Below are 15,611 nucleotides of genomic sequence, written 5' to 3'. Positions count from 1 at the left end.
AAGGGGGTGTTATGCAAGCAGCCCTTTCGATCAGCGCGTGACACTAGAATCTAGAAAGTTTATATTAACAAGTTGTCATTCCAGTGCGTGACACTGGAATCCAGAAGGTTTATATTAACAAGTTGTCATGCCAGTGTCAAGCACACAGCTGTACGAACATTGCTTATGGAAAAGAAGAAAGGTAATAATCGTAGACTTTTTCTGAATCACCACCGCAATATTCAATGACAGATTTCGAGTCTAAGTTCGTTCATAAAAGCTCTCCTTGTAAACTTGTAACTCTTGATTTCGCTGCGTTTCCTGTATTCCGTTAATAGAACAGAGGCAATGAGAATCATGTACAACGTGACCAAAATTGTATTTTTACTATACCCGAGAAAATGTTTTGCATTGAGCTCCTGCTTGATCAATCTAAAAAAAATTTCTATCGATCAGCGCTTTTTGTAAAGAGTGCAAATCTCTTCAGCAGACATTTCGTAAATATTGGTTAAAAATGTGAGAATCTCACCACTTTCTTGGTTTTTTGCTTTAATGAGCCTGATTTCAAACGACAAAAATCTTGAACCATCTTGCCCTAACTGGACTACCATATCTTCTATCAGTTCGAGCGTTTCTGTTTGTATACCTGCAATTTTTGTGTGAATACGAACTATTTTATAACGAATATTGTCGTTGCCACGAGTGACAAAATGTATATCTTTTTTTAAAAATTCTTCAAAAGCTGCACGTTTTTGTAGCCCACGGTCGAATATACAAATTGACTCTTGACCATGATTTAAAATCATTTCCCGGAACGATTTATGATCCGAAAATCCTTCTGCCTGAGTACATAAATTAAGCAATTTTGCGAATCTTCCATCTGTTGAAATAGTGCATTTTATCATATTTTTCTCACAATATTTTGCGTTTCTGCAGGGAATACCAAGATGTAGTAATTTACTTGATAGCTGAAGTGTAGTTATCAGCAACTTTCGTTGATTTTCCGGAACTCTGCAACACGAACGAAAAAATCTTCTCAAAATACTTGACAGGTTAAGCGGCTTGCTACCGATGAATGGCGAGTATCTATATTGAACATTCTATGATAATTTTCCTCGATTGTCCTCAAACTCAGCTCATTTTTCTCCAGTATGCTATAGAGCAACAAATTGAAAACGTTTTCTCCAGTCAGCTTGCTAACCCTATAATCAACACCAACTGCCTCACCTATTTTCTCTAGCTCTTTTCTAGGCAATTTTGATATTATTTCTTTGTAGTAGAACATCACATATCCCAAATTTCCACAATATTCTACTACTTTTTCAATGTTCGTACAGCTGTGTGCGTGACACTGGGATGACAGAAAGCAGCTCAAAGGCTCTACTCAACCAGTAAAAAAACAGATATATGTAGACATTGGCTAAAGCCATTCTAATAACATTTTAGTGAAACTTAACAAGTTTATCTATAGTTTTAGTGATAATTTTTGGAATATTTGGAGAAACTTCTGAGCCCAGCCTATTTAATTGCTCTATAGTAAACTCGCTATTCTCATTTATTATAAAATCACATAAAATATCTTCTATATCTTTAATAACACTTTCATGCTTTTTTAGAGGATGGTTATTCGGATATCTATGGATAGTTTTGATGCTAGAATACTCAACGAAAGCTTGATCTTTAAAAGCAAGTTGTCTCAATTTCTCTTTGAATTTTTCTTTTTCCTCTCTTGCTAAAAGGCAAGACTTTATCAGTGATTCTGTAATCGAGTTTATAGCCTGGTGTATTTCAGAATGCACTATAACTTTGATGATATTTTCTTCCACTATGCAGTCATAAATGCTTTTTTCGCTCTTTAATGATTCTATAAGCATTTTGCTGTTTTGTGAATTTAATTCCAGATTCTCTTCACTCATAGGAGTCATTATAAAGGTATTCTTGTTTACTCTGATATTAAATTGCGGAAATCCTTCAGAAAAAGAAAATGCTATATCCTTAAACTCAAGTGCATGATTATATGCAGAAAAAAAGGTATTTGCTATGACGCTGTTTGGTACCTTCATTCCATGCTTACTCAGGTGATATAGCACATTTTCAACATCACGATATGTAAAACCTGTATCTTTTATCAATTCAACAACTTCTATGCGATTGTGTTGTTTATACTCTATTCTCACTTCTTCTGTAAAAAGCGTTCTAGCTGCTATATGTTTATCAAGGACTGTGAAAATCTTGATGAAATTCTCTAAATCTTGTTTGTTAATTAATTCAATATTAATTAAGTTTTTGCTAATAATTGTAATATTTTTTATCATTTCTTTCCCACTAAAAAAACTCACTAGATGAATTGTATTTTTAATTAATTAAAAATTGTTTAAAGTGGACATGCCAGCAACGGTAAGGCAAAAAAATCACATAAAATCATCATGTGATATAACACATACCTCATGTTCATTACTGCTGCTTGTGTAAGCTGTTGCATCAATGCTATCTTCATTGTTATTTAACATATCATCCAACTTTCCTTCTTTTTCAAGATCCATCAATTTGTCGCTTCCTGCAATATGGTGAATATAATTTCCATTGTCATCAGTAATAAAGATCTGTGGAACTGTTCTAACGTTATACTTTGATTTTATGTCGTTAAATAGATCTGAGTTTTTGAGCACATCGATTTCTTCATATTCCACACCTTTTTTATCTAATAAATCCTTTGCCCTTATGCAGTATGGACAGCCCTTCTTTACATATATCACAACATTTTTCACAATTTATCTCCGTGGCTTACTAAAATATAGTTATTATATATAAGAAATATTTATAAAATATCAAATTGTATGAAAGTTATTTATAATTGTGAGCAAAGGATAGAAGATAATGTAGCACTAATTTTCGGAAATTTCGATGGCGTTCATTTAGGGCATAAATTCGCGATTTCTACTCTAAAGAAGATAGCGCAGGAAAAAGGATTACCTTCCGCAGTTTTAACTTTTGAGCCCCATCCATCGACTGTCTTATCTAGCAGAAACAATTTTAGATTGATAGATCAAGAACAAAAAAAGGAACTAATCTGCAGCCATGGCATAGATTACTTATATATTATCAATTTCAATGAAGGTTTTGCTCAAGTAAGCTGCGATGACTTTATTAGTAAGATTCTAGTAGATAGGTATGGTGCTAAACACATAACTGTTGGAGAGAGTTGTACTTTTGGTCATAAACGACTAGGTAGCATATTAACTCTGGAGAAATATTCTGAAACGTATGGATACTCTTTAACTAAATTAGAGCCATTGATAGTTGATGGAGAAATTTGCTCTTCTTCTTCAATCAGAGAGCATTTACAAAAGGGTGAAATAGAAGTTGCTAATAAGTTGCTCGGCAGGCTTTATCAAGTCTCTGGTGTTGTGACAAAAGGTGCGTGTAGAGGTAGAGAAATAGGATTTCCAACCATAAACATTCCGTTAGAAGATTACATGATAAAACCTAAGTTTGGTACATATTACGCTAAAGTGGCACTTTTTGAAAATAGTGCAAATTGGCTATATGGAGTAGTCAACATTGGTATGAGACCTACATTTAAGGACTTAAAAAAACCTATAGTAGAAATGCACATATTTGACTTCAATGAAAATGTATACAATTTAAAGGTTGATATACAACTTTTAAAATTTATTAGGCCAGAAAAAAAATTCCATAGTATTAACGAGTTAACAAAACAGATAGATCGTGATATACTAAAAGCTTACCAGTTAAAGATAAACTTATGAAGAGGATATGTTTAATTATTATATTGATTATAGTATTATTTGATCAAATGAGTAAATTGTATATAAACTCATTGATTGATGAGGGGGAGTCAATCGAGGTTACTAGTTTTATGAAATTAGTTGAAGTTTGGAATTCAGGGATTAGTTTTGGAATGTGTAGTGCTCTGCCGCATGGCAGCTTCTTTTTTTCGGCATGTTCAATATTAATAATTGGTATACTTGCATACTTGATATACAAATCTAATGATAAGTTAATTTACCTTGGTTTTTCTCTGATGATTGGTGGAGCGATCGGAAATGTAATTGACAGAATCTATTGGGGAGCTGTATATGATTTCATATATTTTCATATCAATGATTGGTATTGGCCAGCCTTTAATTTAGCGGATCTATCTATAGTTTGTGGAATGTGTACATTGTTATATAAGTGGTATATATACGATAGGTCTATCTCTAAGCAAAATGAGGAATGAAATAATGCTTCGCAAATTCTTTAGTTTTTTTATACTACCTGTGTTTTTTTTCATTTGTCCGATTTCTTTGGAAGCTGAAAGCGTAAAGCACAGCATAAAGCATGCTAAGCTCAGTAATGGACTAGATGTCTATGTTGTTCCTAATCATCGGATTCCAGCTGTTTTTCATGCAGTAATATATAAAGTTGGGGGAATGGATGACCCAATTGGCAAAGCAGGATTGTCTCACTACTTTGAACACTTAATGTTTGAAACTACAGGAAAATTTAAAGACATAGAATCTACTTTGGGTAGTATTGGTGCCCAGTTTAATGCGTTTACCACTAAAGAATATACCTGCTACTACGAATTAGTTCTCAAAAAAGATTTACCACTAGCAATGGAAATTGAGGCAGATAGAATGGGTAATTTTGATGTTACTCAAGACAAAATAGATAGAGAAAAAAATATCGTATTAGAAGAAAGGAAGATGAGATTTGATAATAATCCTGAAGCTTTATTATGGGAGAAAATGAACAGTGCATTTTATCGTAATGGTTATGGCAGATCTGTTATTGGTTGGGAAAGCAATATTAAAACTTACAATCAGGATGACATAACGAGGTTTCATGATAACTATTATCATTCAGGTAATGCTATACTGATCATTGTTGGCGATGTGGAATTTGATGAGGTAATGAAATTAGCGGAAGAAAAATATGGCGAAATTAAAGCTAAGCCTGTGGTTAGGCATTATCCAAACCAAGATCCAGTACATAATGCAGATATATCGGTAACTTTGGAAAGCACTGAAGTAAAGGAGCCAGTTTTATACTTTCGCTATCGTGTTCCTTTGTTTGAACGTATAAGTGAAACTTTTCCTGTTGATTTGGCAGTTGATGTTTTGGGGAATGGCAAGTCTAGCAAGCTATATAAAGATTTAGTTCTAGATAAGAATGTAGCAGTGGAAGTATTTGCTTATTATAACAGTTTAGCTTTTAGTAATGGCTACATTGAGATTTGTGTAACTCCAAAAAGCGGAGTGAATTTGGATACTGTTGCAAGAGAGTTAGACAATTCTATTCATCACTTTACCTCTGGAGGAATAACAAGTGAAGAATTGCAAAGTACAAAGTCTAAATACAAAGCAGCACAATTTGATAAACTATCTGATTTAACTAATATAGCAATGTTTTACATACCACGTCTAGCACTAGGTATTCCACTTGATGAAATAGACATTTCATATAGCAAAATTAATTATGTCAACCTAGAGGATGTAAACAACAAAATTCACGCTATCTTTTCTACTAATAAATTAGTCGGTCGTTTGCTACCAAAAGGAGGTAATAATGAAGATAAGTAAATATGTATTTCTATTTTTTTTCTGTCTAGGCTTTAATTTGCAAGCAAGCGGTCACCTAAATATAGAGGAGGTTACTACTAATAAAGGACTTAAGTTTTTATTTGTTGAAAACCATGATCTACCAAAAGTTTCACTCAATATATCGTTCAAAGATGCAGGTTATGTGTATGAAAATGCAAAAAAGCAGGGGCTTACTTGGTTTACTTCTCTTGTAATTCAAGAAGGGGCAGGAAAAAATGATGCCAAAGATTTTTCGAAAAAGCTTGAGGATAAAGGAATAAATCTAAGTTTTAACGCTGGCTTAGAAGCATTTAGGGTTTCGTTAAATACTTTATCTGAGAATCTAGAGGATGCAATTTCACTACTGAGTGATGCTATAATGCGCCCTAAAGTTGATTCTGAAGGATTGAATAGAGTTTTTGAAAAAGCCAAAGTAAACTTTAATAACTTTGAAAAAGATCCTTATTTTATTGCTGCAAAAGAGTTGGATACGTTGTTATTTAAAAAACATCCTTACTCAAGAAGTGCGTATGGGACTCTTGAAACTGTAATGAGCATTACTAGAGATGACATTTTAACATACATAAAGCGTAATCTTACCAAGGATAATATAGTTATAAGTGTTGTTGGTTGTGCAAAAAAAGAAGAAGTTAGTACACTGATCGATGAATATTTATCTAGATTACCATCAAAAAGGTCAAAAGTTAGAAAAATACCTGTAAAAAATGATTTTGGTCCTGCAGAAAGTAAGAACATTTTTATGGATATACCACAAAGCATAATACTTTTTGCTCAAAATGGTATAGCTTATGAAGATCCAGACTACTATAATGCTCAAGTTTTGGTTGATGCGCTTGGTGGTATGGGGCTGAATTCAATATTAATGAAGGAATTGAGGCAAAATCTAGGTATTACTTATGGTGTTAGTGCAAGTAATATTACAAATAAACATGGAAATGTTATATCTGGATTTATAAGTACTGATAATTCTACTGCTGGCAAAGCTATATCAGCAGTAAAAGATACATTTAGCAGAATAAAAAAGGGAGGAATTGACGAACAATTATTCAAGGACGCAAAAACCAGTTTAGTAAATAACCTTACCTTCTCTTTCCTATCCAATAATGCGAATACAGCAATGTTGCTGGATAGTATGCAGATAGACGATCGTGATGTTAACAGTATAAATAATTATACGAATATCATTAATAATATTAAATTGGAGGAAGTAAACAAATTGGCAAGTTCTTTACTAAATCCTGAAAATTTATTCTTTGTTGAAGTTGGAAGAAACGCTCAAGGTCAATAATTAATACCTTCTGCTATTGATCTTACTGCTTCCACATAACACTTATGCTCTTCAGCTAGGATGCGCTCTGAGAGGCTTTGAACATCATCATTTGGTAGCACTGGCACAGTAGCTTGAGCGATTATGGCTCCAGCATCAACTTCAGGAGTGACATAATGTACAGTACAACCTGTAATTTTTACACCTGCTTTCAGAGCTTGCTCCTGGGCATTTAGGCCCTTAAAGGATGGAAGTAAAGAGGGATGAATATTTATAGCTTTGTTATGCCATTTATTCAGGAAATTAGCCTTTAGAATTCTCATAAACCCTGCAAGGCAAATTAAATCAACCTTATGTTGAACAAGTATTTCATGAATTTTATCAGTATCAAGTGGCTTATCCTCAACAACAAACGCTGGAACTCCTACTTGCTCTGCTATTTTAAGGCCTTCAGCTTCACTGTTATTTGTGATAATACATACAGTTTCTGCGGGAAAATTCTGATCATGACATGCTTCTATCAAAGCCTGCATGTTTGATCCTCTGCCTGAAATGAGTACTCCGAGCTTTATTTTTTTCATTGTAGCATAGTTAATTTAGTGTGAAATTTAATATTAACAAAACAGCTCAAAAGGAAGCTTTATTTTAGAGTAAATACTATTGTATAGCAATAACTATCATTTTACACTGCTGGATAACATGGAATTAAAGAAATCATTTAGTTTGGAGTAACTTTAACGTTTAATTTTAGGAATATTATGCGATTTATGGTAAATAAATGCATATTTTTATGGTTGCGTTATTATTTATTTAACAAAGTATTAGTATAATTACTACACTGAATTAAATGGAGAAAATTCAATGAATAAGTTACCAAATAATGCAAAAACAAGCAAATCTCAGGTTACTCAGTGGGAGATAATAAAAAATTGTGAATATTCTGATAATTGTTTGTCAAAAATAGTAACTTTATATGTCATTAAGATGGTGCAATTATCAGATATTTATACGAGTAATGAACCTGAAATTAACACTATACTTACAAGAATAAGCATAACAAGTGAAAATGCATTTTTAAATAAGGTTGTTAATATTGAAATCATGGAGGGTATTTTTCCACATAAATTCAACAGCAAGAAGAAAAATAACATATCAAGGCTAGAAGATTTGTACAATTATTTATGTTCTACTGTTGGTGATAGCCTTCCAAAAGAAATGCTTGAAAGCCTAACAAGAGAATATAGGGACGCTGTTAACTTATTTAAAGCAATTACTTAACTAGATGTAGCATTTTTAAGACTTTACTTTCTATTTCAGAAATGCCACTTTCAAGATCTTTATCTATCAAACATATGGTAGATAAATATGTTTTCTGCTTCTTTTCAACATTGATAGTTAAAGTCCCAGGGGTAATCGTGACCGAGTTAGCAAATAATGCAATGGTCTTATTATTATGTCCTGTGCATCTTCTTACAATAACAATTGGCTCAACTGTAGATTTGAATCGTAGCACCTTTTTTGTTACATAAATACTTGACAAAATAATTTGGTACATTAGCCAAGGTATATAACTTACAAGCTGGTAAAACGACAGTCTACTACTATCATTTAGAATTTGATTAAGAGTGCTTTCAGCGTTCACTAATCTTCTAAAGACAAGCAATGTGAATACAGAGGAACACACTCCACAAAAAATAAAAAATGGCTCAAAATAACCAGATAATATAATCCATAGAGAAAACAAAATCACAAATGATAGAGAAAAAAACTTAATATTTTGCCTGACTTTCATGGTTTGGAGTATAACTTAAATTATTTTTTAGGAAAATAAAAAGTTCTTGATCTTTGTATCAAAGATCATGATAACCAGGTTATTTTAATAAAGTGGGGAAGTTATGACGCTTGATGATTTCATAAAAATGCTTGCAGAAGTAAATGATACTTCAGGTTTAAATAAGAACAACATAGTTGAAAGAATAAAAACAAAATTAGAAAGAAGTGATTTATGGAGATGGGAGAATAGTGGATTTAATATAAATCATGTATTTACTACACATAGTGATCTAGATCCTGTAGAAACTACATTGTTGCATTTTGCTGCTAAGAGTGGTTATGAGAACATAGTAAGAGCTCTAATTGAATATGGAGCATATGTTGATGCATGGAACAGCGATGGATGCACTCCTTTACATTTTGCTGCTGAATGGGACCATAAAGGCATAGTAGATATTTTAATTGAAAATGGAGCAAATGTTAATGCGTGGGACAATGATGTATGTACACCTTTACATTTTGCTGCTGAAGGTGGTAATGAAAGTGTAGTAAGAGCTCTAATTGCATGTGGAGCAGATGTTAACGTGCAGAACAATGATAGACATACACCTTTACATTTTGCTGCTGAAGGTGGTAATGAAAATATAGTAGAAACTCTAATTGAACACGGAGCATATGTTGATGCGTGGGATAATGATAGAAGTACTCCCTTACATTTTGCTACTAGAGATGGCAATGAAAATGTAGTAAGAACTCTGATTGAGCATGGAGCATGTGTTGATGTGTGGGATAGTTGTGGACGTACTCCTTTAGATTTTGCTATCGATCATGAAATAAGAGATATTTTAATTAGAAGTGGGGCATATGTTAGTAAGCAGAACAATAACGTATATGCTCCTTTAAACTTTGCTTTTGAATGGGATTGTAAGGATGTAACGAGCTTTTCGTCAAGCAGTGGGACTAAAATGGAGGTAGAGAAAGTAGAGCAGATTACACATGTGAAAAGATTGAAAACCACACCTGCATTTTTGAAATAATCGTTTTGTTATGAATTAAACCAAAAATTCTGTAATATATTGAAGCTTAAAGATATCTTTAGATATGGAAGTTATTGCAGAAAATAGGAAAGCAAGGTTTGAATATTTTATCTTAGAAGAATTTGAAGCAGGTATGATTTTGTTAAGTAGTGAAGTGAAATCACTAAGAGAGAGAAAAGCAAATATTTCTGATGCTTACGTTACTGAAAAAAATGGTGAAATATGGTTATACAATATGCATATTGCAGAGTATAAAGCTGCAAACCAAAAGAATCATAAGCCGAAAAGAGAACGTAAATTGCTTTTGCATAAAAAAGAGATAAATAAGCTAATTGGTCAAATCAAAACCTCTGGAATAACTGTTGTGCCACTTTCTATCTATTTTAATGATAAAGGGTTGGCAAAAACTAAAATTGCTATTGTGAAAGGAAAAAAACTCTACGATAAGAGAGCAACCATAAAGCAGAGAGAGTGGGAACGTGAGAAAAGTAGATTGTCTAAGAATAATTTGTAGTAAAATATGTCTTTAAGTCCAGTTATTTTTAGCATCGGTCCTGTTTCTATATATTGGTACTCTTTAGCATATGTTTTGGGTATAGTTTTTGCATATTGGTATTTACATAAGCTAGACAATCAAAAAATATTTACTAAGAATTTTTACGATTCGTTATTAACAGCCGTTATTATAGGCATTATCCTTGGAGGTAGGCTTGGGTACGTATTGATATATGATCCAGTTCTCTATATAAGCAATCCTATCGAAATACTAAAGACCTGGGAAGGAGGTATGTCATTTCATGGCGGTGCTATAGGAGTTTTGCTTGCAGTAATAATCTCCTGTAGAAGACATAACATTCCTATATTTTACACACTGGATCTAATTTCTTGTGGAGTTCCGATAGGTTTACTTCTAGGCCGCATAGGTAATTTTATAAATGGAGAGTTATTTGGCAGGGTTACAAATATGCCGTGGGGTATGGTATTTCCAGAAAATGGTGATAATTTATTGCGCCATCCAAGCCAACTTTATGAGGCATTTTTTGAAGGAGCGCTACTTTTTGTAGTTGCAAATTCACTGTTTTTCTTGACTAGAGTGAAACTGTATTACGGTGCAACAACTGGTATTGCAGTTATGTGGTATGGAATAGCACGTTTTGTGGTTGAATTTTTCCGCGAGCCAGACTATCAAATTGGCTATTTATGGTTCAATTTAACTATGGGACAATTTCTTTCTATACCTATGATTTTGCTGGGAATGCTTATATATTTAGGTGCGTTGAACTTAAGATTTAATACGAAATCTGTTCAATAGAGAAAAGGTAAGTTGAGTAGAGAAATATAGTAGGAGTCTATCTACTCCATAGCATGTACAACTGTACAAATTTTTCGTGTTGCAGAGAATAAATGTAAGACCAGCAAACTTTTGTTGAACAGCTATGAGAAAAACTTAGTAGCTACTGACCAAATTCATTATTAAGCAGATACTCATTTTCCCTTAGAACCTTCTTGATTGAGAAGCTACTCTGTTAAAACATATTTTTAAATTTTTGCCAGAACCTTGGTTGATTATCATTAACCTTTGTGAATGCTATGTTTAAACTGTATTTTGGATCGTTTGGCACATCATATCTAATATTCAGTATTGAAACTTTGTTTTTATTATAAACAGAAACATCGTCATATGATAACTTTGTCGTGTAGCACTTTATATGCTTTTGCTTTTCATATACTATATCACCTAATTCCCCTTTTAGTGCCACAAATTTCATTTTTTTTTGACATTCCTTTATTTTTATTAGATCCTTGTCTAGTGATATTGAAATCGGTAGCGTATTTCCAGTATATTCTTTAGCTAAAAGCTCACTTTGAGGATACATTTTTATTCCCCTTCCAAAATGTGAATCTATAAAATTATTGCTCCAAAATTTATCTCCAGAATGTACGTATTCGTCAGTAGCGTAGGGTACACCACCATAACTGCATTGAACTTTGTAATCTCCAATACCATTGTTTTGAAAAAAATCATGAATGGTAGTGTAGCTACCAGCAGCATCGTCTATGTAATCCATTACCTAACCCTCAAAACCTTTATACCGCATTTAATTACATTAATCAACCAGAAAACCTTTTTGATAGCAAGTATCTAGGGAGCATATTGATAGGATTGTGACATCCGTATTCATGAGTGTTGAAAGTGGTGATAAAAGGACATAAAGAGCTATTATTACAGAAAAATGGAGGTAATAATGGATCAAATAGAAGGAATACTGAAATTAATTAAAGATGAGGATCTAGAAAGATTGGGAAAATTAAATGAGGTAGATAACTAAACTATTGGGCAAGATTATATTCAAGGGTCTAATGAAGTTGATATTAATGGGGCAGAAAACAAGTCTTAGGACGCTAGAAATGGTAGTAAATCGGTGTGTGATAGATAAGAATGATGATAAAAACAAACAGTGAAAAAGGTTAAGAACTATAAATACCAATTACTTTAAGGAAGTACATGTTAATTTGATAAATAAAGCTGAAAAACTACTACCCAAAAAAACGTCATATAACTTACGTAGATTTAATCATAAACTTATCAGGGTTGTATATGAAATCAAAGTCGCAAGACTGTAATGAGCAAGCTGTCAATTGGGTTGATTAGGTAGGTACCTTAGTACACTCCTAGCCTAAAACAATGTAATACGAACGGTAGAGGGATCTAAAAACAACCCTGTATAGCATTATTTGATTATATTTGTAGGTACAAAAATGGGTATTTTTGATGTTTCAAAAGAAACACTTGATATCTCAATCAATAATAAATATCAGCGTATAGAAAATGTCGAGACAGCTATATCTGAGTTTATAAAGTCAAAAATGGCTAACGTATTTGTTAAGTTATGTGTAAACAGGGGGTTACGAAAAGCTTGTAATAAAATTATTACAAGAATATAACATAGTTGTTCATAGAGCTCACCCAAATCGGGTTTGCAAAAGCCTGTAATCACTTTGCAAAAACTGATAAATTGGATGCAAAGTTATTAGAAAATATGCTGAGTTTATCACGAAGAATGACGGGATAAAGGAATGTGTAGTTTCACAAGAGCATGAGGAATTGAAAGAACTAAGGGCAGTTGAGCGCAATCTAAATGATGAAGTTCACGCAAATAAGTGTCGTTTGCATAATGCTAAAGGAAAAGCCAGAGAATACATAGAAAAACAGATAGAATTTACCAAAAAACAATTGGAACAAATTAGGCAAGACATAGAAGATATAATAAACTCTGACGCTAATTTGAAGAAAAAAAGCGATACTATGACTAGTTATAAAGGAGTTGGACGAAAAACTGCAAGTATCTTACTCATAGAAGTACCTGAACTTGGTAGTTTAGATAATAAGGAAATAGCCTGTTTAGTTGCCAAAAACCAACGAAAGCGGAAGGAAAATAAGCAAAGCTCAAATCATAGGAGGCAGATTTTATGCTCGAAAAGCATTATACATGTGTGCTGTAGTTGCAATTCGTCATAACAAGAAAATGAAGGTACTTTATCAGCGTTTAGTTGATTCTGGCAAAGCTACTAAAGTTGCTTTAGTTGCTGTGATGAGAAAAATTATCGTGTGTTTAAATGCCATGATAAAAAATAATCATCTTTATGTTGATGTTTAAGACGGTAGGTACTGACCTTACCCAGAAAAAGTAGAGAGGAAGAAAAGACGTTTTTGAAGTAAAAAAAAGTTTTTTCAAAGAGGTGTGATATGACAAAAAGAAGAGAATATACAGCAGAATGCAAAAATGAAGACTGGAAAAAAAACAGGTCAATCATCAGCAAAAATAGGAAGAGATTTGGGTATTAGCGGCTAAGCAGGTGGGTAAAAACATACAATGATAGAATAGACCTCTTTCGAAACTAGGATAAAGCGAAGAAAAATGATGTGTTTTGAGTGAGGGAAAAGGTGAAATACAAAACAGTAAAAGAGTTAGATGATTTCGCAGGTTAACAGGAGTAAAAAAGGCAACATTTGATAAAATAGTAGAAATTTTACGAGAAGCCAATAAAGGCTAAAGGTGGTAGGAAAATAAGCTAAGTGAAGAGGGCATGCTGCTTATGATATTAGAATATCTCCGTGAATATCGAACATATTTTCATAAAGCTATGGAATCAGTGAAAGTACATCATATAAGACAGTAAAATGGGTTCTTTAATAGAGCCCCCAGATTTTGCGTTGCCAAGCCGAAAGAAGTTATTGAAAAGAAGACATAGAGTATGAGGTCTCGATAGCACAGAAACACCTATAGAAAGACCAAAAAAGGCAAAGTTCCGGTAAGAAGAAAAAACATACATTAAAAACTCAGTTAATTATAGAAAAACAGAGCAATATGTACATCATTCTCAAGCGGCAGAAAGCACGATTTTAGGTTATTCAAGGAGTCAAAAGTAACTGTGTGTTAAGGTTCTGGCGGATATAGAGGTCTTAAGAAAATTCATGAACATATGCAATACAGGAAAACGAAAAAGAATCCATTAAGCAGAGAACATAAGAAAGAAAATCGGGATCTTATGAGTAAAAGAGTGGTAGTAGAAAACGTGATTGGGTTATTGAAAAGATTCAAAATTATCTCAGATCGTTATCGAAATCGAAGAAAACGTTTCTGCTTAAGGTTTAATCTGATAGCCGGAATTTACAATTTCGAGCTGGTGAAATGAGTTTCGAAAGAGGTCTATTAACTTAAGTGCTAGCTAAACTTCTTTAGTTAATATTTTACAGAAAATGCAGAAGGATACTTGCTTAATTTATATAACCATACTAAAGTTTGCATCATGCTGAGGATAGCGCCGGACAGATAAAACCTGTCAAACCAAAAAGAAACTTCCTAGCTGAATGTATGGCAAATTTTATATATAATTTTGTAGAGAAGAGCTTTTTGCAGTTATAGCCGAACTATGCAATGGTGCCTTAAGTGCCCGTAGGATAGCGTGGCTTTGGAGGAACGGTCGAACCACTGATGGAGCCTTTTGGGCTACCTCGATTAGAAGAATGTATAACTCAACCGTTCCAAGCTTAAGCACTTCTCAACTATGGATTATTATATAATGGAGATTAAAAATGGCAAAGGTCAAAAGTAAATTAGAGATAACGAATCCTAATGCAGCAGGAATCGATGTTGGCTCGGCTGTACATTATGTATGTGTACCCGAAGGAAGCGATGAACAACGTATACAAAAATTTAGCTGCTTTACGGAAGATCTCTACAACATAGCAAAATGGTTGAAAAAATGTAAAGTGAATACAGTAGCCATGGAGTCAACAGTGGATTCCTTTGTTTCAAGTACTTGAATCACACGGATTTGAAGTAAAACTGGTAAACGCAAAACATGTTAAAAATGTACCTGGGAGAAAATCAGATGTGCAAGATTGTCAATGGATTCAACAACTACACAGTTACGGGTTACTCCAAGGGTCATTTAGGCCAGATGTGTGTATTGCGTAGTTATGTTCGGCAACGTAAAAATTTAATTGAAAATGCTTCTACACATACTTTGCGTATGCAAAAAGCGCTAACACAAATGAATATTCAACTACATAGAGTTATAAGCGATACAACTGGTGTAACTGGAATGCAAATTATTAAAGCAATAATAGATGGTGAGAGTAATCCTGAAAAATTGGCTGAACTAAGAGATGGATGAATAAAAAGTGATAAATCTGTTATTGCAAAAGCATTAGCAGGAAACTATAGAAAAGAACACCTATTTACATTAAAGCAAGAATTTGAGCTATATAATATTTATCAGGAAAAAGTAGCAGAATGTGACAGGAGCATTGAAGAATATTATAAAACATTTGAGACAAAGTCTGATGAGAGTAAAAAGTTAGGTGAAGAGAAAAATAAGCATAGAAAAAGTAAACCAAACTTTGCTTTGCATGAAGAATTATATCGAGTAACTGGTATA

15 protein-coding genes and 3 pseudogenes are annotated in these 15,611 nt (G+C 33.2%); 11 read left to right on the top strand and 7 right to left on the bottom strand.

Translation table 11 applies throughout. The features are described 5' to 3' along the window. Nucleotides 1-431 precede the first annotated feature (431 nt). From Wcon_RS04820 to Wcon_RS04805, 4 genes are all read right to left on the bottom strand, one after another. Nucleotides 432-968: a transposase gene (locus tag Wcon_RS04820; protein WP_147269151.1), complete on the bottom strand. Its 537-nt coding sequence runs from the start codon at nucleotides 966-968 to the stop codon at nucleotides 432-434. Nucleotides 969-1,015: 47 nt separating this feature from the next. Beyond that, the gene (locus Wcon_RS04815) at nucleotides 1,016-1,264 is read right to left on the bottom strand and encodes a DUF4372 domain-containing protein (RefSeq protein WP_114517413.1); all 249 of its coding nucleotides are present in this window, start codon (nucleotides 1,262-1,264) and stop codon (nucleotides 1,016-1,018) included. A gap of 157 nt (nucleotides 1,265-1,421) precedes the next feature. Then, nucleotides 1,422-2,294 (bottom strand): hypothetical protein, encoded by an 873-nt coding sequence (locus Wcon_RS04810; protein WP_114517412.1) that lies wholly within the window; start codon nucleotides 2,292-2,294, stop codon nucleotides 1,422-1,424. Between the two features lie 96 nt (nucleotides 2,295-2,390). Continuing rightward, entirely contained in the window at nucleotides 2,391-2,747 is a 357-nt protein-coding gene (locus tag Wcon_RS04805) for a glutaredoxin (RefSeq protein WP_047759608.1), read from the bottom strand. Nucleotides 2,748-2,816: 69 nt separating this feature from the next. Between Wcon_RS04805 and ribF the strand changes: the two genes are divergently transcribed. The 4 genes from ribF to Wcon_RS04785 are packed head-to-tail and all read left to right on the top strand — an operon-like array spanning nucleotide 2,817 to nucleotide 6,876. Then, nucleotides 2,817-3,749 carry a riboflavin biosynthesis protein RibF gene (ribF, locus tag Wcon_RS04800; RefSeq protein WP_114517411.1) on the top strand — a complete coding sequence of 311 codons (933 nt, stop codon included), beginning with the start codon at nucleotides 2,817-2,819 and terminating at the stop codon, nucleotides 3,747-3,749. Continuing rightward, complete coding sequence (lspA, locus tag Wcon_RS04795) at nucleotides 3,746-4,222, top strand: signal peptidase II (RefSeq protein WP_114517410.1); 477 nt, start codon at nucleotides 3,746-3,748, stop codon at nucleotides 4,220-4,222. Before ribF ends, lspA begins: the two co-directional genes overlap by 4 nt. Before the next feature lie 4 nt (nucleotides 4,223-4,226). Further along, entirely contained in the window at nucleotides 4,227-5,567 is a 1,341-nt protein-coding gene (locus Wcon_RS04790; RefSeq protein ID WP_114517409.1) for a M16 family metallopeptidase, read from the top strand. Continuing rightward, nucleotides 5,554-6,876, top strand: a complete 1,323-nt coding sequence (locus tag Wcon_RS04785; RefSeq protein WP_114517408.1) for a M16 family metallopeptidase — start codon at nucleotides 5,554-5,556, stop codon at nucleotides 6,874-6,876. Before Wcon_RS04790 ends, Wcon_RS04785 begins: the two co-directional genes overlap by 14 nt. Here Wcon_RS04785 and purN read toward each other — a convergent pair. Beyond that, nucleotides 6,870-7,436: a phosphoribosylglycinamide formyltransferase gene (gene purN / locus Wcon_RS04780; RefSeq protein ID WP_047759604.1), complete on the bottom strand. Its 567-nt coding sequence runs from the start codon at nucleotides 7,434-7,436 to the stop codon at nucleotides 6,870-6,872. The two genes, Wcon_RS04785 and purN, sit on opposite strands and share 7 nt — an antisense overlap. A gap of 280 nt (nucleotides 7,437-7,716) precedes the next feature. Between purN and Wcon_RS04775 the strand changes: the two genes are divergently transcribed. Then, nucleotides 7,717-8,133, top strand: coding sequence for a hypothetical protein (locus tag Wcon_RS04775; protein ID WP_114517407.1), 417 nt, complete (start codon nucleotides 7,717-7,719; stop codon nucleotides 8,131-8,133). Here the strand turns inward: Wcon_RS04775 and Wcon_RS04770 are convergent. Continuing rightward, nucleotides 8,126-8,647 carry a Na+/H+ antiporter subunit E gene (locus Wcon_RS04770; RefSeq protein WP_114517406.1) on the bottom strand — a complete coding sequence of 174 codons (522 nt, stop codon included), beginning with the start codon at nucleotides 8,645-8,647 and terminating at the stop codon, nucleotides 8,126-8,128. The genes Wcon_RS04775 and Wcon_RS04770 overlap by 8 nt on opposite strands. Before the next feature lie 103 nt (nucleotides 8,648-8,750). On the opposite strand from Wcon_RS04770, the gene Wcon_RS04765 reads away from it, so the two are divergent. The 3 genes from Wcon_RS04765 to lgt all read left to right on the top strand — a co-directional run bounded on the left by Wcon_RS04765 (nucleotide 8,751) and on the right by lgt (nucleotide 10,977). Continuing rightward, nucleotides 8,751-9,665 (top strand): ankyrin repeat domain-containing protein, encoded by a 915-nt coding sequence (locus Wcon_RS04765; RefSeq protein ID WP_114517405.1) that lies wholly within the window; start codon nucleotides 8,751-8,753, stop codon nucleotides 9,663-9,665. A 64-nt stretch (nucleotides 9,666-9,729) separates the two neighbouring features. Next, a complete protein-coding gene (gene smpB, locus Wcon_RS04760) occupies nucleotides 9,730-10,179 on the top strand; it encodes an SsrA-binding protein SmpB (RefSeq protein ID WP_114517404.1) in 450 nt (149 codons plus the stop codon). Between the two features lie 6 nt (nucleotides 10,180-10,185). Continuing rightward, nucleotides 10,186-10,977: a prolipoprotein diacylglyceryl transferase gene (gene lgt, locus Wcon_RS04755; RefSeq protein WP_114517403.1), complete on the top strand. Its 792-nt coding sequence runs from the start codon at nucleotides 10,186-10,188 to the stop codon at nucleotides 10,975-10,977. A 214-nt stretch (nucleotides 10,978-11,191) separates the two neighbouring features. On the opposite strand, the gene Wcon_RS04750 is transcribed toward lgt, so the two are convergent. Beyond that, complete coding sequence (locus Wcon_RS04750; RefSeq protein WP_114517402.1) at nucleotides 11,192-11,734, bottom strand: hypothetical protein; 543 nt, start codon at nucleotides 11,732-11,734, stop codon at nucleotides 11,192-11,194. A 691-nt stretch (nucleotides 11,735-12,425) separates the two neighbouring features. Here Wcon_RS04750 and Wcon_RS13350 point away from each other — a divergent pair. The 3 pseudogenes from Wcon_RS13350 to Wcon_RS04730 form a co-directional block, all read left to right on the top strand. Continuing rightward, nucleotides 12,426-13,324 (top strand): annotated as a pseudogene (locus tag Wcon_RS13350) (IS110 family transposase). A gap of 319 nt (nucleotides 13,325-13,643) precedes the next feature. After that, nucleotides 13,644-14,363: pseudogene (locus Wcon_RS04735) on the top strand (transposase family protein); the annotation flags it as partial. A 400-nt stretch (nucleotides 14,364-14,763) separates the two neighbouring features. After that, nucleotides 14,764-15,611 (top strand): annotated as a pseudogene (locus Wcon_RS04730) (IS110 family RNA-guided transposase); the annotation flags it as partial.

The sequence above is a fragment of the Wolbachia endosymbiont of Cylisticus convexus genome, assembly GCF_003344345.1.
Note: the sequence above shows the minus strand (reverse complement) of the source record. Positions and strands in the feature narration are given on the sequence as shown.